The sequence below is a fragment of the Streptomyces sp. A0592 genome, from assembly GCF_004795115.1.
GTDB lineage: Bacteria > Actinomycetota > Actinomycetes > Streptomycetales > Streptomycetaceae > Streptomyces > Streptomyces erythrochromogenes.
In genome coordinates this window covers 375,237-395,394 of the sequence record NZ_SSBM01000003.1, presented here as the reverse complement: position 1 = coordinate 395,394, position 20,158 = coordinate 375,237, and the positions used below count along the sequence as shown (strand labels likewise).

The following is a 20,158-nucleotide window of genomic DNA, read 5'->3' as shown; positions in this document are numbered from 1 at the left end:
GGATGCCGTGACTATTCGCCTGTACGACACCAGCGCCCGGCAGATCCGCGACTTCATCCCGCTCGTTCCGGGCTGCGTCTCGATCTACCTCTGTGGCGCCACCGTGCAGGCGGCTCCGCACATCGGGCACATCCGGTCGGGCCTCAACTTCGACATGATGCGCCGCTGGTTCGCGTACCGCGGCTACGACGTCACCTTCATCCGCAACGTCACCGACATCGACGACAAGATCATCACGAAGTCGGCCGAGCAGGGCCGCCCCTGGTGGTCCATCGGCTACGACAACGAGCAGGCCTTCAACAACGGGTACGACGCCCTCGGCTGCCTGCGGCCCACCTACGAGCCGCGCGCCACGGGCCACATCCCCGAGATGATCGAGATGATGCGCGGCCTGATCGAGCGCGGCCACGCCTACGAGGCCGACGGCAACGTCTACTTCGACGTGCGCTCCTTCCCCGGCTACCTGAGCCTGTCCAACCAGGAGCTCGACAACCTGCTCCAGCCCTCCGGCGAGGGCGAGACGGGCAAGCGCGACCCCCGCGACTTCGCCATGTGGAAGTCCGTCAAGCCGGGCGAGCCCTCCTGGGAGACCCCGTGGGGCCGCGGCCGTCCGGGCTGGCACCTCGAATGCTCCGCCATGGCGCACAAGTACCTCGGCGAGGCCTTCGACATCCACGGCGGCGGGCTCGACCTGATCTTCCCGCACCACGAGAACGAGATCGCCCAGGCCAAGGCCTTCGGAGACGCGTTCGCGAACTACTGGGTCCACAACGCCTGGGTCACCATGGCCGGCGAGAAGATGTCCAAGTCCCTCGGGAACTCGGTCCTCGTCTCCGAGATGGTCAAGCAGTGGCGCCCGATCGTCCTGCGCTACTACCTCGGCACCCCGCACTACCGGTCGATGATCGAGTACAGCGAGGAGGCGCTGCGCGAGGCCGAGTCGGCCTTCGCCCGCATCGAGGGCTTCATCCAGCGCGTGGTGGAGAAGGCCGGCGGCCCCGTCGAGGCCGCGGAGGAGGTACCGCCCGCCTTCGCCGAGGCCATGGACGACGACCTCGGTGTCCCGCAGGCGCTCGCCATCGTCCACACCACCGTCCGCCAGGGCAACAGCGCGCTCGCCGCCGACGACAAGGACGGCGCCATCGCGCGCCTGTCCGAGGTGCGGGCCATGCTGGGCGTCCTCGGTCTGGACCCGCTCGACCCGCACTGGGCCGGCGAGGCCGACCGCGGAGAGGACCTCCACGGCGCCGTCGACACCCTCGTGCGCCTGGTCCTGGAGCAGCGCGAGTCCGCCCGCGCACGCAAGGACTGGGCGACCGCCGACGCCATCCGCGACCAGCTCCAGCAGTCCGGTCTGGTCATCGAGGACAGCCCGACGGGTCCGCGCTGGACGCTCGGCCCCCGCTGAGCCGTCGCCGCCCGGAGCAGTCCGACTGTGCCGCCCGGCCTCCCGGGCGGCACACTCTTCATACGTACATATCGCAGCATCAACGAAAACAGGTAGAGGTCATGGCCGGGAACAGCCAGCGCAGGAACCGCCGCACGTCCAACAAGAAGGGCGCCACGGTCGGCAGCGGTGGCCAGCGGCGCAAGGGCCTGGAAGGCAAGGGCCCCACGCCCAAGGCCGAGGACCGCAAGAAGCACAAGGCGAACCGCATCGCCAACGCCATGGCCCGCCAGGCCGCCAAGCGCCGCCCGGCCCCCCGCCGCGGCGGCCCCAAGGGCACCAGCGAGATGGTCGTCGGCCGCAACCCGGTCTTCGAGGCGCTGCGCGACGGTGTCCCGGCCACGACGCTCTATGTCCAGCAGTTCATCGACAACGACGAGCGCGTCCGCGAGGCCCTCCAGCTCGCGGCCGAGCGCGGCAACATCAACCTGATGGAAGCCCCGCGCCCCGAGCTCGACCGGCTGACCAACGGGCTCAACCACCAGGGCCTGGTCCTCCAGGTCCCGCCCTACGAGTACGCGCTCCCGGACGAGCTCACCGCCGCCGCGTACGACAACGGCGAGGACCCCCTCATCGTCGCGCTCGACGGCATCACCGACCCGCGCAACCTCGGCGCGATCATCCGCTCCGTCTCCGCCTTCGGCGGCCACGGCGTGGTCGTCCCCGAGCGCCGGGCCGCCAGCATGACCGCAGGCGCCTGGAAGTCGTCGGCGGGCACCGCGGCCCGTACCCCGGTCTCGCGCTGCACCAACCTGACCCGTGCCATCCAGGACTACAAGAAGGAAGGCCTCACCGTCGTCGGTCTCGCGGCCGAAGGCACGCACGAGGTCCACGAACTCGAAGCCCTGGGCGGCCCCGTCGTCATCGTCGTCGGCTCCGAGGGCAAGGGCCTCGGCCGCCTCGTCGGCGAGAACTGCGACTACCTCGTGCGCATCCCGATGCCCGGCGGCGCCGAGTCCCTCAACGCCGGTGTCGCCGCGGGCGTCGTGCTCTACGAGGCGGCCCGCCGCCGCGCCACGCAGCCCCGCACCTGATCGCCTTGATCCACTTGGCTCACCGCATATGACCCGTGAGCGTGTCACCCCGCCCGTTTAGGGCGGGGTGGCTTGATCTTGACGGGTCTCGGACAGATCCCTGATGTCAAGGCAGTGTCCTAAACACTGATCACTCGGTTAGATGAGTGTGGACACCAGAACGTCAGGGTTCGACGACCAGCCCGCGCTGAGCATGGTCAAGGTGCCGTGCGATCCCGCACAGGTCATCGTCAACCACGCCAGCTTCCGCGTGCGGCTCGCACCGAGCCCGAGCGCGCGTTCCAAGCCCGCGAAGGCACCCGGCCGCGCGCCCGTCCTGGGCGGCGCCGTGGTGGCCGCCGCCGGGGCCACCCGCCGCCGGGCCCCCGTGGTCTGGAGCGGCAAGTCCGACACCGGCGACGCCGCCGCGGCCATGGGCGGACTGCTCCAGGCCGTACGCGGCCACGACGAGCACGACGGCGGCGCCACCCAGGTCATCCCGCGCATCGACCTGGACCACGACCTCGCCGAGGACACCCTGGCCACGCCGACCGTCATCGGTCAGCGCAGCTACGGGGACCCCGCCGAGACCCGCCCCCTGGCCGCCGTACGGGACCTCCCGTACGAGCAGCCGCACGGCCCCGGGGCCGGTTCCGGGCCGGACGCCCGGCGCCCGGCCGCCGACAACCGCGGCCAGGCCTCCTACTACCCCGGCCGCCGGATGAACCTCGGCGTCGTGCTGCTCCCGCTGCGCGTCTTCCTCGGCTTCATCTCCATCTACGCCGGCATGGGCAAGCTGTGCGACCCCGTCTACTTCGACGGCGGCGAGCGCGGCTCCATGGTCACCTGGCTGCACACCCTGACCCCGTGGGCGCTGGCCGAGCCGCTGCGCGACTTCGCGCTCGCTCACCCGGTCGGTGCGGGCCTCAGCGTGGCCTTCCTCCAGGTCATCGTGGGCGTGCTGACGGTCTTCGGCCTGTGGCAGCGGTTCGCCGCCTGCTTCGGCGCGCTGCTGTCCGCCGCACTGCTGATGACGGTGAGCTGGAAGACCGTCCCGGCCTACGACGCGCCCGACATCATCTACCTCGCCGCCTGGAGCCCGCTGATCATCGCGGGCGCGCCGGTCTACTCCCTCGACGGTCGCCTGGCCGGCGAGGCCTGGCGCACCCTCGGACCGCGCTCCGAGGTCTGGCGGCTGCGCCGGCGCGTGCTGCGGCGCGGGGCCGTCATGGCGACCGTGGTGTGCGGGCTCACCCTGCTCGTCGGCTCGCTCCTGGGCGGCGCCGTCCGTTCCACCACCGTGGTCACCGTCCCCGGTCCCGGCGAGGCCCCCAGCAACTACCTGCCGGGCCGTCCGCTGCCGCAGGCGCCGGCCAGGCAGCAGCCCGCGCAGCAGCAGCCCACCCGGCAGTCCTCGCCGACGCCCTCCCCGTCCGAGCCTTCCGCCAAGGCCGGGAAGACCGCTTCGGGGGCGCCCTCCCGGGAGTCGGCGGGCACGGGTTCCGAGTCGCCCACCGCGACCCGGGGCAGCACGACCGGCAAGCAGCAGACCCCGCGCAGCACCCCCCGGCAGTCGACGGCGCCGAAGTCGCCGTCCTCCTCGTCGGGCAGCGGCACCCGCGGGGGCGGCACCGCTCCGACCAAGCAGCCCGGCCTGATCGGCGGGCTCATCGGCTGAGCCCTCCGCCAGGGGCCGGCCCACAGGGGCCCGGTACGCGCGAGCGTGCCGGGCCCCTGTGGTGTGTCCGGGGAGGTGCGCAGAGCGGTGGAAGGGGGCCGGGGCGGAAGGCTGGGCGCCGCGAGGTCCGTGCGGGGCCTCAGGGGCCCTTCTGCGCCGCCAACTCCCGTGCGGCCTCGGTGAGGTCCTTGGCCGTGTCGATCGCCCGCCAGTAGGCGCCCTGGGGCAGCGGGAAGCCCGCCAGACGCCGCTCCCGCGCCAGCCGCGGGAAGGTGGTGCGCTCGTGGTCGCCCAAATCCGGGAGCAGGGCGGCGAATTCGGGCCCGAAGACGTACACGCCGGCGTTCACCGGGTAGGGCGACGGCGGGGCCTCGATGAAGTCCAGTACGTGCCCGAACTCGTTGGTCTCCACGACCCCCCACGGGATCCGCGGCCGGGCCAGCGCGAGCGTGGCGACGGCCCCGCGCTCGTCGTGGAAGGCGGCCATCTCGCGGAGCGAGAACCGGGTCCAGACGTCGCCGTTCGTCGCGTACCAGGCCCCTTCGGGGTCCGGGAGGTGGCGTGCGGCGTACTTCAGTCCGCCGCCGCGTCCCAGCGGCTCCTCCTCGACCACCGTGGTCACACGCAGCGGCAACGGCGCCTCGGCCAGCCACTCCTGGAGCACCCCGGCGAGGTGCCCGCACGAGACGACGGCGTCGGTGACCCCCTCGGCCGCCAGCCAGGCCAGCTGGTGTCCGATGATCGGCAGCCCGGTCCCCGGGATCTCGACCATCGGCTTCGGGCGGTCGTCGGTGTACGGACGCAGCCGCGAACCCTGGCCGCCCGCCAGGACGACTGCCTGGGTGGGTGCGGCGGGGAACGCGGCTGCGGAGGAGGCGGATCGGGGGTCGTCGGTCATGGCGGCCAGCGTAGGGACGGCGCGCGTGTCAGCCCATGGAGGCGACGCCGGTGGCGTACGAGGTGTCGCAGACGGGGCGGGCGAACGACTGGGCCTTCGTCGGGCCGTACGCCTCGACGGCGGCGCGGCCGAGCGCCCGGGCGATCCCCACGCAGTGCTCGGCGAGCGACGGCCGGCGGTTCACCTCCTGCTGGAGGTGGGTCAGGACGTCGTCGGGCTCCTGGCCCTGCTGCAGTTCGCCGACGAGCTGCGTGCGCAGCACCTCGTGGGCGGCGCGCGGCTTCGCGGGCGTGGAGACGCCTTCGGCGGAAGCGGTCACGAGCTGGGAGGAGGAAGTGTCCGCCCAGGGGACCATCGTGACCGCGAGGGTCCCGGACAGGACCAGGACGACGGGCAGGACCAGGGCGAGGGAACGGCCGATTCGGCGGGCAGTGTGGGTCACGAGGGCGAGAGTAGCGCTCGGTGAGGATTTGGCGACATTTAGTCACCCTGTCGGGGGATGGTTCGACGTGGCTTTTCGAATTCCGGGTTGACGCCGCCGCCCGAATGGCCCGGTCTGCCGGGGTTCCTGCGGGGTGCCTTCAGGCAACGAACGGCGGAGGGGCGCCCCTTGACGGGACGCCCCTCCAACCTCCGTGCCGGTACGACTAGTCGGACAGCCGCTGCCCGGACGAGGTCGAGAAGACGTGGATCTCGTCGGCCCGCGGAACGATGTGCAGGCTGGAGCCCTTCTCCGGGACCTGGCGGCCGCCCACGCGGACGACGAGGTCCTGCGAGCCCTCGGCGGCCGAGGTGGAGCCGTAGACGTAGCCGTCGGCGCCGAGCTCCTCGACGACGTTCACGGTGATGGTCAGACCGCCGCTCTCGGCGACGTCGAAGTGCTCCGGGCGGACGCCGACCGTGACGGTGCGGTCGCCCGCGTCGGCCGCGGTGGACAGCGCGGCGCGCGACACCGGGACGACGCTGTCGCCGAACTTCACGCCGCCGTCGGTGATCGGGACCTCGACCAGGTTCATGGCCGGGGAGCCGATGAAGCCGGCGACGAAGAGGTTCGCGGGGCGGTCGTACATGTTGCGCGGGGTGTCGACCTGCTGCAGCAGACCGTCCTTGAGCACGGCCACCCGGTCGCCCATGGTCATGGCCTCGACCTGGTCGTGGGTGACGTAGACGGTGGTGATGCCGAGGTCGCGCTGGAGGGCGGCGATCTGCGTACGCGTCGACACGCGGAGCTTGGCATCGAGGTTCGACAGCGGCTCGTCCATCAGGAACACCTGCGGCTTGCGCACGATCGCGCGGCCCATGGCGACGCGCTGGCGCTGGCCGCCGGAGAGCGCCTTCGGCTTGCGGTCCAGGTACTGGGTGAGGTCGAGCATCTTCGCCGCGTCCTCCACCTTCTTGCGGATGGTGGCCTTGTCCTCGCCGGCGATCTTGAGCGCGAAGCCCATGTTGTCGGCGACGGTCATGTGCGGGTAGAGCGCGTAGTTCTGGAACACCATCGCGATGTCCCGGTCCTTGGGCGGCAGGTGGGTGACGTCGCGGTCACCGATGCGGATCGCGCCGCCGTTGACGTCCTCCAGGCCGGCGAGCATGCGCAGCGAGGTGGACTTGCCGCAGCCGGAGGGGCCGACGAGGACGAGGAACTCGCCGTCCTCGATCTTCAGCTCCAGCTGGTCGACGGCGGGCTTGTCGCCGCCGGGGTACAGACGGGTCGCCTTGTCGAAAGTGACAGAAGCCATGGTGATGAATCCCTTCTACCGGCAGGAACGTGCCGGACGATCCGAGTGGAAGGTCTAGTCCAGAAATCGGACTCCGCCCGACGCTACCTGCCGCGACGGCGTCTGTCAGCACCGCGGGCGTGTGGGATTGTCGGTGCGACCTGCTTCGATGCGCCCATGAGCGTGTACGAGATCCTCCCGGTCCTCCCCGGCATCCCGGCCCTGCGGGACCGCTGCCGGGCCCTGGCCGTGCTGGAGACGGTGATGGACCCCTGGGAGCAGTTCTTCGCGTACGCCGCAGACTGGTCCGAGACGGAGGAGGCCGCCCTGATGGACAACCGCTCCGGCGACGACTACGCCATTGTCTTCTCGGAGGCGGGCGCCTACGCGCGCGGCTTCGCCCACGAATCCCTGATGAGCCCGTGGGGCGGCGAGGACGTCGAGGTCTGGCCGGGCCTGGTCGACGCCGTGCCCGAGGCGTTCCGGCCGTACGTGACGGAGCCGGCGTTCTGCGACGACGACGGCGACGGACCCGTCCCGCGCGTCACCGTCGTGTTCTGGCGGGAGGCGGCGGACGAGGCCTGGCACACGGGACCGGTGAAGATCCCCCAGAGCCCGGGCGGCTACGGCGACGGAGCCCGGGACCTGTTCGAGGTACTCGCGGCGGGCACCCCGGAGGCCTACCGCGACTTCGCCGAGGAGTACTACGAGCGGTCCGTGGACCTCGAAGCGATCCGCCACGTGTTCGCCCTGCGCCCCCTCACGGGTGACGTGGTCAAGGCGCTGAACCCGGAGGCGGACCTGGGGGTCGTGACGGGGGCGGTGGCGGCGACGGGGTACCCCGTGGAGGGGCCATGAATGTGATGGCAGGGGGATTCGCGCGCTGTGTAGAGTGATGGCGGCTTCGCTCGCCGTGTGCGCGAGAGGGTCGTGCCTCCTTAGCTCAGTCCGGCCAGAGCAACGCACTTGTAATGCGTAGGTCGTCGGTTCGAATCCGACAGGGGGCTCCGCGAACCCCAGGTCACGTGCCCCGTGACCTGGGGTTTTTCGTTCCCGGGGGGCGCCGGCGACTGTCGCCGGATCCGGACCGGGATCGGGACCGCGGCCTCGTGCGCCAGCCTGTTCGAGTGGTGGTGATGGGCCGGAAGGGGGGCTCCCGCTGCCCTTCATGATCCGAGGGCTCCGCTTCGGGAACTCTGCGTCGACTGGTTCTGCCGGCCCGGTGCCCCTCGGGGTTCCCGGCCGGCTGCGGGCGCGATCCGTTCTTCCCGGGAAGAACGGGAGAAGTGAGGAACCTTCATGGCGTGTTACGGGCAGAACAGCCTGCGGCGTGTGCTCACCGGAGCAGCGATCGGCCTCGTCCTGGCTGTCACCGGCTCCGCGGGACTCGCGCAGGCGCAGACGGGGACGGCGTCGGCCGCGACCGGAGTCGGCGCGTCGAAGGCGCGGGCGGTGTGCCCGCCGACGCCGCTGTGGGCGAACACCGGCGGGAACGACCAGCGGCTCATCCAGTACGACACGACGGGCAACACGCTCAGCAACGTCCCGCTGGCCCGCGACTACGGCGACATCGCGTTCAGCCCCAACGGATCGACGCTGTACGGGGTGGACTTCCCCGGATCCGCCGGCGCGACCACGCTCTACACCATCAACCCGGTCACCGGTGCGGAGACGGCCGGCCAGCCGATCTCGGGACCGCTCGCGGCGGTCACATCGACGCCGGCCGTCAACGGCCTGACCGCCCGCGCGGACGGAATGCTGATCGCCGGCTCGTTCAATACGAGCCAGATCTTCCTGATCGACCCCGCCACGGGCGTCTCCACGCTGTTCCCCGTCTCCTTCCCGGCCGGCGTCGTCTCGGCGGGCGACTTCATCACCCTGGACGACGGCGATGTCCTGGCCTTCGGGACCTCCGACGTGGCCGGCCCGTCCCCGGTCTTCCGGATCCGGCCCGACAACACGATCGTCCAGATCGGCACGGTCCCCCAGACCTTCGGTGCGGCCAAGTCCGCGGGGAGCGTCTACGCCTTCGCCTCCAACGGCGACATCAACCTGCTGACCAGTCTGCCCACCACGCCGTCGACCTCGCCGCTGCCGGTGACGACCGTCGAGGCGACGGGCCGAGGCTTCTACGGGGCCACCTCCGCGCAGGACAGCGGCAGCTGCGTCGTGCCCGCCTACACGGTGGCGAAGTCGGCATCGCCGACGGGACCGGTGAACGAGGGCAACACCATCACCTACCGGCTCACCGTCACGAACACCGGCACCGTCGCCGCGAACGGCGACTTCACCGACGACCTGAGCGACGTCCTGGACGACGCCACCTTCGTGCCCGGCTCGCTGACCTCCACCAGCGGTTCCGCGAACCTCGCCGGGAACACGCTGACCTGGACCGGCACCCTGGCACCCGGCGGCACCGCGACCGTCACCTACCAGGTGTGGGTCGACACCCCGGACAGGGGCGACCACACCCTGGTGAACTACGTCGCGCCCACCGCCCCGGGCGGCTCCTGCTCGTCGGCGCGCACCTGCTCCGTCACGATCCACGTCAAGAAGAGGCACGACCACAAGGACTGCGACGAGCACGAGCACGGTCACGGTCACCAGCCCGGGCACGGCGGCAGGCCCGGTCGCGAGGGCCGGGCCGCCTAGCGGGACGGGCACCTTCCGGCAGTGGAGCAGCGGGCCCGGCACGCGTCACAGGTGCCGGGCCCGCTGCCGTCCGCGTGGGGTCAGTGGCGGCCCGAGATGCGGTCGGCCAGGCGGGCCAGGGGGGCCGTCGTCGGGGTGTGGGTGGCCGCCTCCCGGCGGTCCGCCTCGCGGTAGGCGGCGTAGAGGGCCTGTACGCCGAGCCAGCGGAAGGGCTCCGGCTCCCAGCGGCGGACGCGGTGGTTCACCCACGGCAGGGCGGTCAGCTCGGTGGACTCGCCGAGGACCAGGTCGCGCAGGGTGCGGCCGGCGAGGTTGGCGGTGGCGACGCCCGAGCCGACGTACCCGCCCGCCCAGCCCACGCCCGTGGTGCGGTCCAGGGTGACGGTGGCGCACCAGTCGCGCGGCACGCCGAGGACCCCCGACCAGGCATGGGTGATCTCCGTACCGGTGAGGACCGGGAAGAAGGAGAAGAGGAGGGCGCGGAGGGAGTCGACGGTGGCCGGCTGGGTGCGGCCGTCGTTGTCGGTGCGCGAGCCGAAGCGGTACGGGACCCCGCGGCCTCCGATCGCGATGCGGTCGTCGGCGGTCCGCTGCGCGTACATGTAGGCGTGGGCCATGTCGCCCACGACCTCCCGGCCCGACCAGCCGAGTCGTGCCCAGGTCTCGGCGGAGAGCGGGGCGGTCGCGATCATCGAGGAGTTCATCGGGAGCCACGACCGCTTCTGGCCCTTGAGCGCGGCGGTGAAGCCCTCGGTGCAGCGCAGGACGTACGGGGCGCGGACCGTCCCGTATGGGGTGACCGCCTTCCCCGCGGAGATCTCCGTGACCGGGGTGGATTCGTGGATCACCACGCCGAGGCGTTCGCAGGCCCCGGCCAGGCCCCTGACCAGCTTGAGGGGGTGGATGCGGGCGCCGTGCGGGCTCCAGCTGGAGCCGACGGCGTCGGCGATGTCGACGCGGGTGCGGGTGGCGGCCGCGTCGTGGAGCTCGCGGTCGGTCTCGCCGAAGGCGAGCTCGGCGGCGTGGAACTCCTTGAGGCGGCCGAGCTGGGCGGGGGTGCGGGCGACTTCGAGGACGCCGCCGCGGTGGATGTCGGCGTCGATGCCCTCCTCGGCGGCGACGTCGATGACCTCGGTGACGGTTTCGTTCATGGCCTGCTGGAGGCGGCGGGCGGCCTGCCGGCCGTGGAGGGCGGCGTAGCGGTCGCGGCCGGCGATGCCGTTGTAGAGCCAGCCGCCGTTGCGGCCGGAGGCGCCGTAGCCGCAGAACTTCTGCTCCAGGACGGTGACGCGCAGGTCGGGGGCGGCCCGCTTCAGGTAGTAGGCGGTCCACAGGCCGGTGTAGCCGCCGCCGACGATGACGACGTCGGCCGTGGTGTGGGCGGTGAGGGGCGTGCGGGGTGGGTTGGCCGGGGTGGCCGGGGTGGTGCCGTGGTCGGTCGCGTACCAGAAGGAGATGCCGCCGTTGATCGTCATGGGGGAGTTGCTACACCCTTTCCCTCACGGGGTGCCAGGGACGGGGTGTCGCGCGGCGGGGCCGGGAGGTTTGCCCTATGCCGGTTGCCCTGCGGGCGGCTCGGCGGTGTCGTGGGGTGCGGTGCCCGTGCCGGGGGCTGCGCGGTGTACGGCCCTGCCGCGTGCGGGGTCGCTGCGCGGGGCTCGGCGGTGTGGTGAGGCGCGGTGCCCGTGCCGGGGGCTGCGCGGTGTGACGGCCCCTGCCGCGTGCGGGGCTTGGCGGTGTCGGGGGGTGGGGCGGTGCGGTGCCCGTGCCGGGGCTGCGTGATGTACGGCCCTGCCGCGTGCGGGGTCGCTGCGCGGGGCTCGGCGGTGTGGTGAGGCGCGGTTCCCGTGCCGGGGGCTGCGCGGTGTGACGGGCCCTGCCGCGTGCGGGGCTTGGCGGTGTCGGGGGGTGGGGCGGTGCCCCGCACGAGGATCTCCTCGGCTCGCGCCAGGCGGCCGCGGTTCTGCCGTTCGGCCTGGGTTGCGCGCTCGTCCTGCGGGGACCCTCCTGCGTGTCCCCACCCCACGGCAGCGCTCCGGCAAGTACCCCGGAGCCGAGGGGGGTGGGGACGTGGCGGGGTGTCCCCGCAGGACGAGCGCGCAACCCCCGGGCCACAACCGAGACATCCCCGCACGCGCCGAGCCGAGGAGACACCCCGGCGGCGGCCCCACACCCCGACCGAACCGATCCCGCCGCGCCGAAACAAGCCCCCCACCCCGCCGAGCACCCCGCAGGGGAGGGGTCGAGGGGACACCGCGGTGGCGTCCCCGTACCCCGACGGGTCGGCCCGGTCGCGCCGAAACAAGCCCCCCACCCCGCCGAGGGGCCCCGGCGGCCCCGTACCCCGACCAGGTCGGCCCGGTCGCGCCGGAGCAGGCCCCCACCCCGCCGAGCACCCCGCAGGGGCCCGGCGGCCCCGTACCCCGACCAGGTCGGCCCGGTCGCGCCGGAGCAAGCCCCCACCCCGCCGAGCACCCCGCAGGGGCCCGGCGGCCCCGTACCCCGACCAGGTCGGCCCGGTCGCGCCGGAGCAAGCCCCCACCCCGCCGAGCATCCCGCAGGGGCCCGGCGGCCCCGTACCCCGACCGGACCGATCCCGCCGCGCCGAAACAAGCCCCCCACCTCGCCGAGCATCCCGCAGGGGCCCGGCGGCCCCGTACCCCGACCGGGTCGGCCCGGTCGCGCCGGAGCAGGCCCGTCACTCCGCCGAGCGCCCCGCAGGGGGGTAGCGTCGGGCCATGGTTGAGATCCCGGACGGGCTGGTCGAGGCGCAGGTCGGGTTCAACGGCGATGCCGGGCGGGAGTTCATCGCCGCGTTGCCCGCGCGGGCGGCGGAGTTCCTTGAGCGGTGGGGGCTGCGGCGCACCGGGCCGGTGATGCACGGCGTGACGGCCCTGGTGCTGCCGGTGGAGCGGGCCGACGGCAGCGGGGCCGTGCTGAAGCTGGTGGCGCTGGACGAGGAGTCCGTGGGGGAGCCGGTCGCGCTGCGCGCCTGGGACGGGGACGGCTGTGTACGGCTGCTGGACCACGACGCGGACACCGGCACGCTGCTGCTGGAGCGGCTGGACGCGGGGCGCGACCTGGCGGACCTCGCGCGGCGGGACGCGCGCCAGGCGGTGCGGGTGATCGGGGAGTTGCTGGCGCGGCTGACGGCGGTGCCCGCTCCGCCGGGGCTGCGCGGGCTCGGGGACATGGCCGCGGGGATGCTGGAGGAGGTGCCGCAGGCGCTGGCGCGGCTGGTCGACGAGCGGGACCGGCGGCTGCTGCGGGACTGCGCGGCCGCGGTCGCGGAGGTGGCGGGCGAGCCCGGGGACCGGCTGCTGCACTGGGACCTGCATTACGAGAACGTGCTCGCGGGCGGCCGCGAGCCCTGGCTGGCGATCGACCCGAAGCCGCTGGCCGGCGATCCCGGCTTCGACCTGATGCCGGCGATCATCAACAACTTCCGTGCGGAGGACGTGCGGTGGCGGTTCGACCTGCTGACGGAGGCGGCCGGGCTCGACCGGGAGCGGGCGCGGGCCTGGACGCTGGGCCGGGTGCTGCAGAACTGCCTGTGGGACGTGGAGGACGGCGAAGAGCGGCTGGACGACGAGCAGTTGGCGGTCGCGCGGCTGCTGCTGGGCCGGTGATCCGCCCTAGGCTGCGGGCATGATCCGTAACGCCGAAGTCGCCGATGTCCCCGTCATCCACGCGATGATCCGTGAGCTCGCGGAGTACGAGAAGGTGCCGCACGAGGCGCGGGCCACCGAAGAGCAGTTGCGGGAGGCGCTGTTCGGGGAGCGCCCTGCGGTGTTCGCGCACATCGCGGAGACGGAGGAGGGGGAGGCGGTCGGCTTCTCGGTGTGGTTCCTGTCCTTCTCCACCTGGCGCGGTGTGCACGGCATCTACCTGGAGGACCTGTACGTACGGCCGGGCGTGCGCGGGGGCGGTCACGGCAAGGCGCTGCTGGCGGAGCTGGCGCGTACGTGCGTCGAGCGCGGCTACGAGCGGCTGGAGTGGTCGGTGCTGAAGTGGAACGCACCGACCATCGCCTTCTACGAGGCCCTGGGCGCGCGGCCGCAGGAGGAGTGGTCGGTGTACCGGCTGGCGGACGGAGCACTGGCCGCGCTCGGCCGGGCGTAGGACGGGGCGACCTTGCTACGGCGTCGTTGCCCTTTTGCGTATAGCCCGTACGGGCTATCTTCGGATAGTCACAACTGGCTTACTGTGCAGTGTGGTTGAGGCGGGTGTGCATGCCGCCGATCGGCAAGGAATCGTCCCGCTGGCTGGCTGACCTTCCGGAGCGTGCCGTGTCCGAGATCAAGTCGCAGAAACCGTTTCTGGAACTCCGCGCGGGAGGGTTCCACCTGGTGATGCAGAAGGCGCCCGTGCGTTTGATGAGCGTGCTGGTCGCGGTGGGCTGTTCCGGACTCACCGCGTGGTGGACGACCCGATGACCGTGCATCGCCCCGTCGGCTTCAGGGTTCGAGGACGACCTTGCCCGTGGTGGCGCGGGTTTCGAGGTCGCGGTGGGCTTCGGCGGCTCGGGCGAGGGGGTAGCGGGTCAGGGCGGGGCGAAGGCGGCCGGCGGCGGCTTCGGCGAGGGCGCGGGTCTCCAGGAGGCGCAGGGGGTCTTCGCCGCCGGCCCGCTGGAGCATGGCGGGGCCCAGTACGCCCCGGGTGGTGATGCCGCGGGCGGTGAGGTCGGCGCGTTCGGCGTCGGTGAGGTCGAGGGGGCCGCCGGACCAGCCGAAGACGAGGTGCAGGGCGCCGGGGGCGAGCAGGCCGAGCGCGGCGCGGGCGGTCGGTCCGCCGACGGAGTCGAAGAGGACGGTGGCGCCGTCGGGGTGGCGGGTGCGGACGGCTTCGGGCCAGGCGGGGTCGGTGTAGTCGAGGGCGAGGTCGGCGCCGTTCGCGGCGGCCATGGCGGTCTTGGCGGCTCCGCCGGCGAGGGCGACGACGGTGGCGCCGGCGTTCTTCGCGTACTGGACGAGCAGGGTGCCGATGCCGCCGGCGGCGGCCGGGACGAGGGCGACGGAGCCGGGTCCGAGGTCGGCGAACTGGAGGATCCCGAGGGTGGTGCGGCCGGTGCCGATCATGGCGACGGCCCGGGCGGCGTCGAGGCCGTCGGGTACGGGGTGCAGCCGGGCCGCGTCGGCGACCGCGTACTCGGCGTAGCCGCCGGGGGCGAAGCCGAGGTGGACGACGACGTCGCGGCCGAGCCATGCGGGGTCGGTGCCGGGGCCGAGGGCGTCGACGGTGCCGGCGACCTCGCGGCCGGGGACGGTCGGGAGCTCGGGGAGTGGGGCGGGCGGTCCCTGGATGCCTTGGCGGAGGCTGGTGTCGAGGAGGTGCACGCCGGCGGCGGCGACGGCGATGCGGACCTGGCCGGGGGCGGGGACGGGGAGGGCGGTGCGTTCGTGGGTGAGGTTCTCGGCGGGGCCGAAGGCGTGGAGGCGGACCGCGTTCATGGTGGCGTGTGCGGTGGCGTGTGAGGTGGCGTGCGTGGTGGTGTCCGTGTCGGTGGGCATGGACCCAGGCTGCGACCTCGAGTTCGGTTGAGGTCAAGGGCGCGGGCCGTTGTCGGTGCGGTCGGTCACGATGGGGGCATGGTGCGAAACGAGCGGCAGCAGTCGGTGAAGGCGGCGCGCAGGCCGGAGCTGCGGCTGCCGGAGCTGGCGCCCTGGGACGGGCGCGAGCTGGAGCCGGACGGGGACTACGACGGGCTGGAGTTCGCGGACCTGGACCTGGCGGGGCAGGAGGGGGTCGGGGCCCGGTTCATGGACTGCGCGGTGCGGCGTTGCGCGCTGGACGAGGCGGGGCTGGCGAAGGCGCGGATCCTGGATTCGGTGCTGGACGGGGTCCGCGGGGTGGGGACCGACCTGTCGGGGGCCTCGCTGCGGGACGTGGAGCTGGTGGACGCCCGCCTGGGCGGGGTGCAGCTGCACGGGGCCGGGCTGGAACGGGTGGTGGTCCGGGGAGGCAAGATCGACTACCTGAACCTGCGGAAGGCGCGGCTGCGGGACGTGGTCTTCGAGGGGTGCGTGCTGGTGGAGCCGGACTTCGGGGGCGCGGTGCTGGAGCGGGTGGAGTTCCGGGACTGCGCGCTGCGCGGGGTGGACTTCAGCGGGGTCCGGATGGCGGACGTGGATCTGCGGGAAGCCGCCGTACTGGAGATCGCGCGGGGGGTGGACGCGCTGGCCGGTGCGGTGATCAGCCCGGCGCAGCTGTTCGACCTGGCCCCGGCGCTTGCTTCCCAGCTGGGGGTACGGGTGGTGCCGTAGCGGGGCCGCCGGTGGCGCGGGTACTGCGCCGGAGCGGGCCGCTGTCCCCGGGACCCCGCGCCGCGCCTCGCACGCCGTCGGCTGCCGCAGGGAGGTGCCCCATTGCGGGGCGGGGCCCGCGGGGCCGGTGGGGTCGTTGCGGCCGGTGGGGTTGGGGCGAATGGCCGAGCGGGCGGTGTCCGGGCGGGCGGGGAGTCGGGGCCGGTGCCTAACGTGCTGGCAGACACACCGGTGCACGAGGCCTGTGGAGGTGTCATGTCCCACCGGAGCCGCCGGATCCGATGGCTGGTCGGAGTCGGTGCCAGTACGGTCGCCGTCGCCCTGCTCCTCGCGGTCGGCGGCCCCGGGCCGCGGCCGGCGCGGCAGGGCGCCGGGGGCGGCGAGGGCGCCGCCGGGACGGCCGTGGGCGCCTACCTGCACTACGGCTCGCCCGGCGTCGAGCGGATGGCGGAGCTCTCGCGCTGGCTCGGCGGTACCGAGCTGCGCGCCGGGCACACGTACCTCCCCGGCGACACCTGGGCGAACATCGAGGGGGCCCCGGATTCCCTGCGCACCTGGGCGCGGTGGCGCAAGGAGAGGGCCGACCGGCTGTTCGTCCTGAACGTGCCCATGCAGGAGCGCAACGAGGCCGGCGTCCCCGACGCCCGGGTCGCGGAGCTGATCCGCGCCGGCGCCCGGGGTGCGAACGACCACCACTTCCGGCGGCTGGCGGGGCGGCTGGTCGACCTCGGGGTGCCGGACACGGTGATCGTCCTCGGCTGGGAGATGAACGGCTTCGACTACGCCCACCGCTGCAGTCCCGACCCCGAGAACTGGAAGACGTACTGGCGGCGCGTCGTGGCCGCCATGCGGTCCGTGCAGGGGCAGCGGTTCCGGTTCGACTACGCCCCCAACCGCGGGGGTGACGCGATCGCCTGGACGCGCTGCTATCCGGGTGACGACGTGGTCGACGTCGTCGGCATGGACTCCTACGACCAGGAGCCCGGCCGTACCTTCGACGAGCAGGTCACCCAGCCGTACGGGCTCCAGCAGCAGGTCGACTTCGCGAAGGCGCACGGCAAGCGGATCTCGTACCCCGAATGGGGCCTGTTCCGCCGCGGCGACAATCCCGAGTACGTGCGGGGCATGCTGGCCTGGTTCGCCGAGCACGAGCCGCTCTACCACAGCATCACCGACTACTGCCCGCACGGCGTGTGGCAGTGCGCGCAGAACCCGCGCTCCGCGCAGGTGTTCCGGGAGTTCCTGTCCGGCGGAGGACCGCTCTGACCGGACGTCCGCTCTGACCGAGGACCGCTCCGGCTACGCCGGGACGCGCGGGAAGCGGGCCTGGAGGGTCCAGACGGCCGGGTTGTCGCCGAGGCCGTCGTGCATGTCGATCAGGTCCGCGAGCAGGTCGTGCAGGAAGTCGCGGGCCTCGCGGCGCAGCAGCCGGTGGCTGAAGGTCAGCGGGGCCTCCTCGGCCGGCATCCAGTCGGCCTCGACGTCGACCCAGCCGAAGCGGCGCTCGAAGAGCATGCGGTCCGTGGACTCGGTGAAGTCGAGCTCGGCGTACTGGCGGTTGGCGGAGCGGCTGCCGCGCGGGTCCTGGTCGAGCTGCTCGACGATGTCGCACAGCGCCCAGGCGAAGTCCAGCACGGGCACCCATCCCCAGGCTGTGGATACTTCCCGGTCCGAGTTGGTGTCGGCGAGGTACACGTCCCCGCAGAACAGGTCGTGGCGCAGCGTGTGGACGTCCGCCGAGCGGTAGTCGGTCTGCGGGGGGTCGGGGAAGCGCCGGGAGAGGGAGTAGCCGATGTCGAGCACGTACCCGATGGTGTCACGGGTACGCGGCGCTCCCCACCCCGGTCGTGCGGGTCCCCGCCCCGGTCGTCAGGAGGGGAGGAGTCGCTGTTCCTTCGCGACCGACACGGCGCCCGCGCGGGTGTCGACGCCGAGCTTGTCGTAGATGCGCCCCAGGTGGGTCTTGACCGTGGCCTCGCTGATGAACAGGGCGCGGGCGATGTCGCGGTTGCCGAGGCCGCGGGCCAGCTGCCCGAGGATGTCCAGTTCGCGGTCGGTCAGGGTGGGGCGGCCGCCGCGCATGTGGGCCATGACGCGGCTGGCGACCGGCGCGGAGAGGGTGGTGCGGCCCTGGGCGGCGGAGTGGATGGCGGCGAAGAGCTCCTCGGGGCGTTCGGCCTTCAGGAGGTAGCCGGTGGCGCCCGCGCCGATGGCCCGGGTGATGTCCGCGTCCGTGTCGTAGGTGGTGAGGACCAGGACGTGCGGGGGCTGCGGGAGCGCGGTGATGCGGCGGGTGGCCTCGACGCCGTCGATGCCCTCGCCGAGCTGGAGGTCCATGAGGACCACATCCGGGTGGAGCTTGGCGGCCAGGGCGACCGCCTCCTCGCCGCTGCCGGCCTCGCCGAGGACCTCGATGTCGGGCTCGCTGCCGAGGAGGGCCAGCAGGCCGGCGCGGACCACCACGTGGTCGTCGCAGAGCAGGATCGTCGTCATGGAGCGGGCTCCAGGGGGATGGCCGCGGAGAGGACGGTGCCCTCGCCCGGCGTGGATTCGATGGTCAGGGTGCCGCCGAGCTGGCGGACGCGGGCCCGCATCGCGGGGAGGCCGTGTCCGCGCCGGTCGGCGTCGGTGCGGGGTTCGGTGAAGCCGTGGCCGTCGTCGGCGATGTCGAGCACGACCTGGTCGCCGAGGAAGCTCAGGGTGAGGGCGGCCGTACGGGCGCCGGAGTGCTCCCGGACGTTGGCGAGGGCGCCCTGGGCTATGCGCAGCAGGGCCGACTGGACCCGGGCCGGGAGCGGGGCGGGGGCGCCTTCGAGGTGGAAGCGGACCTCGATGTCGGGTCCGGCGTCGAGGGCGCGCAGGGCTTCGGCGAGGCCGGCGCCGTCGGCGAGTTCGGAGGGGGCCAGGTCGTGGACCAGCCGGCGGGCTTCGGCGAGGCCGTGTGCGGCGATGCCGGTGGCGGTACGGACGTGCGCGCGGGCGGTGGCGGGGTCGGCGTCCCAGGTCCGGTCCGCGGCCTGGAGCAGCATCTGCTGGCTGGACAGGTTCTGGGCGAGGGTGTCGTGGATCTCCATGGACAGCCGCTGGCGTTCGGCGAGGGTGCCTTCGCGGCGTTCGGTGGCGGCCAGCTCGCGGCGGGTGCGGATCAGGTCGTCGATCAGCGCGCGCTGGGCCCGGGCCTGGCGTTCCATGTGGACGAATACGGCGGTGGCGAGGGCGGCGACGGCGGGCGGGGCCAGGAGCAGGTTGGGGTCGAAGGACTTGGACAGCTGGAGCTGGGCCGTGACGACGAAGGCGGTGAGGAGGGCCACGAGGACGATGGCGGCGCGCGGCGGGAGGGTGCGCAGGGCGGTGAAGAAGAGGGGTACGGCGCACCAGGCGAAGCTGGGCGCGAGGACGACGAGGACCACCCAGGTGGTGACGACCAGGCCGAGCCAGAGGAGGCGGCGGCGGGTGGGGGCGGCGCCGAGGGCGGGGCCGAGTACGTAGAGCAGGGCCAGGGTGACGCTGAGGGCGATGACCCACGGGGTGCGGGGTTCGCCGGGGTGGCGCAGCAGGAAGCGGGCCACGGAGGCGCCGAGGAGCAGGAAGAACGCGGTGTGGGCGACGGTCGCCAGCGTGCGGGTGTCGTCGCGCGGCGGGGCGGGTGGCACTCGGTGCTCCTCGGTCGGGGGCGTGCGTCCATTGTGGGCTTCGGCGCCGGTTGCCTGCGGCGCGTGGGCTGTGGGCCGGCAGGCGCGGCGCCGCTCCCGGGGCTCCGCCCCGGACCCCGCGCCTCCCCGGCCGCTCCCCGGTCGGGACCGCCTGGCACCGGCCCGCGCCGGCCCGCCACCGGCCGCCCCGGACGGCACCGGCTGCGCCGGGACGACCCCGGCTGCCGCCGGGCTGCCGCCGGCCGCCCGCGGGCCGCCGCCGACGTCCTCCCGGCGCGGGCCGGGTGTCTCTGCGCGGGCCTGATCAGGCCCGCGCCGGGACGACTCCGGCTACGCCGGGACGGCATCGGCCGCCGCCGGGACGGCATCGGCCGCCGCCGGAACCGCACCGGCCGCCGCCGGAACCGCACCGGCCTGTGCCGGAACCGCACCGGCCTGTGCTGGAACCGCACCGGCTTGTGCTGGAACCGCACCGGCTTGTGCTGGAACCGCACCGGCTTGTGCTGGAACCGCACCGGCTTGTGCTGGAACCGCACCGGCTTGTGCTGGAACCGCACCGGCTTGTGCTGGAACCGCACCGGCCTGTGCCGGAACCGCATCGGCCGCCGCCGGAACCGCACCGGCTTGTGCCGGAACCGCACCGGCCTGTGCCGGAACCGCACCGGCCTGTGCCGGAACCGCACCGGCCTGTGCCGGAACCGCACCGGCCTGTGCCGGAACCGCATCGGCCGCCGCCGGAACCGCACCGGCCTGTGCCGGAACCGGACCGGCTGCGCCAGGACGGCTTCGGCTGCCCGGGACCGGGGCCGACGCGCCCCGGCGGGGGTCGGGTGTCTCTG

18 protein-coding genes and 1 tRNA gene are annotated in these 20,158 nt (G+C 73.5%); 11 read left to right on the top strand and 8 right to left on the bottom strand.

Features of this window, described 5'->3' with window-relative positions; all coding sequences use genetic code 11:
- Positions 1-7 precede the first annotated feature (7 nt).
- The 3 genes from cysS to E6U81_RS07190 all read left to right on the top strand — a co-directional run bounded on the left by cysS (position 8) and on the right by E6U81_RS07190 (position 4,138).
- Complete coding sequence (gene cysS / locus E6U81_RS07200) at positions 8-1,408, top strand: cysteine--tRNA ligase (protein WP_136229225.1); 1,401 nt, start codon at positions 8-10, stop codon at positions 1,406-1,408.
- 101 nt (positions 1,409-1,509) lie between these two features.
- Positions 1,510-2,481: a 23S rRNA (guanosine(2251)-2'-O)-methyltransferase RlmB gene (gene rlmB / locus E6U81_RS07195; RefSeq protein ID WP_136229224.1), complete on the top strand. Its 972-nt coding sequence runs from the start codon at positions 1,510-1,512 to the stop codon at positions 2,479-2,481.
- A 142-nt stretch (positions 2,482-2,623) separates the two neighbouring features.
- On the top strand, positions 2,624-4,138 hold the full coding sequence (locus tag E6U81_RS07190; protein ID WP_136229223.1) for a DoxX family protein: 1,515 nt from the start codon (positions 2,624-2,626) through the stop codon (positions 4,136-4,138).
- A gap of 139 nt (positions 4,139-4,277) precedes the next feature.
- On the opposite strand, the gene E6U81_RS07185 is transcribed toward E6U81_RS07190, so the two are convergent.
- The 3 genes from E6U81_RS07185 to ugpC all read right to left on the bottom strand — a co-directional run bounded on the left by E6U81_RS07185 (position 4,278) and on the right by ugpC (position 6,772).
- Positions 4,278-5,036, bottom strand: a complete 759-nt coding sequence (locus E6U81_RS07185) for a nucleotidyltransferase family protein (RefSeq protein ID WP_136229222.1) — start codon at positions 5,034-5,036, stop codon at positions 4,278-4,280.
- Positions 5,037-5,064: 28 nt separating this feature from the next.
- Positions 5,065-5,478, bottom strand: coding sequence for a hypothetical protein (locus E6U81_RS07180; protein WP_136229221.1), 414 nt, complete (start codon positions 5,476-5,478; stop codon positions 5,065-5,067).
- Between the two features lie 205 nt (positions 5,479-5,683).
- Positions 5,684-6,772 (bottom strand): sn-glycerol-3-phosphate ABC transporter ATP-binding protein UgpC, encoded by a 1,089-nt coding sequence (gene ugpC / locus E6U81_RS07175; RefSeq protein WP_136229220.1) that lies wholly within the window; start codon positions 6,770-6,772, stop codon positions 5,684-5,686.
- A gap of 156 nt (positions 6,773-6,928) precedes the next feature.
- Here ugpC and E6U81_RS07170 point away from each other — a divergent pair, with 156 nt between their 5' ends.
- From E6U81_RS07170 to E6U81_RS07160, 3 genes are all read left to right on the top strand, one after another.
- Positions 6,929-7,609 carry a hypothetical protein gene (locus tag E6U81_RS07170; RefSeq protein WP_136229219.1) on the top strand — a complete coding sequence of 227 codons (681 nt, stop codon included), beginning with the start codon at positions 6,929-6,931 and terminating at the stop codon, positions 7,607-7,609.
- Positions 7,610-7,683: 74 nt separating this feature from the next.
- A tRNA-Thr gene (locus E6U81_RS07165) sits at positions 7,684-7,758 on the top strand.
- Positions 7,759-8,050: 292 nt separating this feature from the next.
- Complete coding sequence (locus E6U81_RS07160; RefSeq protein ID WP_136229218.1) at positions 8,051-9,403, top strand: DUF11 domain-containing protein; 1,353 nt, start codon at positions 8,051-8,053, stop codon at positions 9,401-9,403.
- Between the two features lie 80 nt (positions 9,404-9,483).
- Here the strand turns inward: E6U81_RS07160 and E6U81_RS07155 are convergent, their stop codons facing one another.
- Positions 9,484-10,878, bottom strand: a complete 1,395-nt coding sequence (locus E6U81_RS07155; RefSeq protein WP_136229217.1) for an FAD-dependent oxidoreductase — start codon at positions 10,876-10,878, stop codon at positions 9,484-9,486.
- Between the two features lie 1,263 nt (positions 10,879-12,141).
- Here E6U81_RS07155 and E6U81_RS07150 point away from each other — a divergent pair.
- The 3 genes from E6U81_RS07150 to E6U81_RS07140 all read left to right on the top strand — a co-directional run bounded on the left by E6U81_RS07150 (position 12,142) and on the right by E6U81_RS07140 (position 13,839).
- A complete protein-coding gene (locus E6U81_RS07150) occupies positions 12,142-13,032 on the top strand; it encodes an aminoglycoside phosphotransferase family protein (RefSeq protein ID WP_136229216.1) in 891 nt (296 codons plus the stop codon).
- 19 nt (positions 13,033-13,051) lie between these two features.
- Positions 13,052-13,525 carry a GNAT family N-acetyltransferase gene (locus E6U81_RS07145; protein WP_136229215.1) on the top strand — a complete coding sequence of 158 codons (474 nt, stop codon included), beginning with the start codon at positions 13,052-13,054 and terminating at the stop codon, positions 13,523-13,525.
- A gap of 110 nt (positions 13,526-13,635) precedes the next feature.
- Positions 13,636-13,839, top strand: coding sequence for a hypothetical protein (locus E6U81_RS07140; RefSeq protein WP_136229214.1), 204 nt, complete (start codon positions 13,636-13,638; stop codon positions 13,837-13,839).
- A gap of 21 nt (positions 13,840-13,860) precedes the next feature.
- On the opposite strand, the gene E6U81_RS07135 is transcribed toward E6U81_RS07140, so the two are convergent.
- A complete protein-coding gene (locus E6U81_RS07135; protein ID WP_136229330.1) occupies positions 13,861-14,853 on the bottom strand; it encodes a zinc-binding dehydrogenase in 993 nt (330 codons plus the stop codon).
- 138 nt (positions 14,854-14,991) lie between these two features.
- Here E6U81_RS07135 and E6U81_RS07130 point away from each other — a divergent pair, with 138 nt between their 5' ends.
- Together E6U81_RS07130 and E6U81_RS07125 are read left to right on the top strand one after the other, a co-directional pair.
- Positions 14,992-15,666, top strand: coding sequence for a pentapeptide repeat-containing protein (locus E6U81_RS07130; RefSeq protein ID WP_136229213.1), 675 nt, complete (start codon positions 14,992-14,994; stop codon positions 15,664-15,666).
- Between the two features lie 255 nt (positions 15,667-15,921).
- Complete coding sequence (locus E6U81_RS07125) at positions 15,922-16,932, top strand: glycosyl hydrolase (protein WP_136229212.1); 1,011 nt, start codon at positions 15,922-15,924, stop codon at positions 16,930-16,932.
- Positions 16,933-16,965: 33 nt separating this feature from the next.
- On the opposite strand, the gene E6U81_RS07120 is transcribed toward E6U81_RS07125, so the two are convergent.
- From E6U81_RS07120 to E6U81_RS07110, 3 genes are all read right to left on the bottom strand, one after another.
- Positions 16,966-17,469, bottom strand: a complete 504-nt coding sequence (locus E6U81_RS07120; protein WP_136229211.1) for a hypothetical protein — start codon at positions 17,467-17,469, stop codon at positions 16,966-16,968.
- Positions 17,470-17,535: 66 nt separating this feature from the next.
- Positions 17,536-18,159 (bottom strand): response regulator transcription factor, encoded by a 624-nt coding sequence (locus E6U81_RS07115; RefSeq protein WP_030854716.1) that lies wholly within the window; start codon positions 18,157-18,159, stop codon positions 17,536-17,538.
- Entirely contained in the window at positions 18,156-19,319 is a 1,164-nt protein-coding gene (locus tag E6U81_RS07110) for a sensor histidine kinase (RefSeq protein ID WP_136229210.1), read from the bottom strand. The genes E6U81_RS07115 and E6U81_RS07110 overlap by 4 nt, the downstream gene beginning before the upstream one ends.
- Between the last annotated feature and the right edge of the window lie 839 nt (positions 19,320-20,158).

Bases quoted from the DNA above. Each gene is read 5' to 3' on its own strand.
- E6U81_RS07135 (WP_136229330.1), bottom strand. From the start codon at position 14,853: ATGAACGCGGTCCGCCTCCACGCCTTCGGCCCCGCCGAGAACCTCACC.
- E6U81_RS07190 (WP_136229223.1), top strand. From the start codon at position 2,624: ATGAGTGTGGACACCAGAACGTCAGGGTTCGACGACCAGCCCGCGCTG.
- E6U81_RS07145 (WP_136229215.1), top strand. From the start codon at position 13,052: ATGATCCGTAACGCCGAAGTCGCCGATGTCCCCGTCATCCACGCGATG.
- E6U81_RS07130 (WP_136229213.1), top strand. From the start codon at position 14,992: ATGGTGCGAAACGAGCGGCAGCAGTCGGTGAAGGCGGCGCGCAGGCCG.
- E6U81_RS07170 (WP_136229219.1), top strand. From the start codon at position 6,929: ATGAGCGTGTACGAGATCCTCCCGGTCCTCCCCGGCATCCCGGCCCTG.
- E6U81_RS07150 (WP_136229216.1), top strand. From the start codon at position 12,142: ATGGTTGAGATCCCGGACGGGCTGGTCGAGGCGCAGGTCGGGTTCAAC.
- E6U81_RS07115 (WP_030854716.1), bottom strand. From the start codon at position 18,159: ATGACGACGATCCTGCTCTGCGACGACCACGTGGTGGTCCGCGCCGGC.
- rlmB (WP_136229224.1), top strand. From the start codon at position 1,510: ATGGCCGGGAACAGCCAGCGCAGGAACCGCCGCACGTCCAACAAGAAG.
- ugpC (WP_136229220.1), bottom strand. From the start codon at position 6,772: ATGGCTTCTGTCACTTTCGACAAGGCGACCCGTCTGTACCCCGGCGGC.
- E6U81_RS07155 (WP_136229217.1), bottom strand. From the start codon at position 10,878: ATGACGATCAACGGCGGCATCTCCTTCTGGTACGCGACCGACCACGGC.
- E6U81_RS07185 (WP_136229222.1), bottom strand. From the start codon at position 5,036: ATGACCGACGACCCCCGATCCGCCTCCTCCGCAGCCGCGTTCCCCGCC.
- E6U81_RS07125 (WP_136229212.1), top strand. From the start codon at position 15,922: ATGTCCCACCGGAGCCGCCGGATCCGATGGCTGGTCGGAGTCGGTGCC.
- E6U81_RS07160 (WP_136229218.1), top strand. From the start codon at position 8,051: ATGGCGTGTTACGGGCAGAACAGCCTGCGGCGTGTGCTCACCGGAGCA.
- E6U81_RS07140 (WP_136229214.1), top strand. From the start codon at position 13,636: ATGCCGCCGATCGGCAAGGAATCGTCCCGCTGGCTGGCTGACCTTCCG.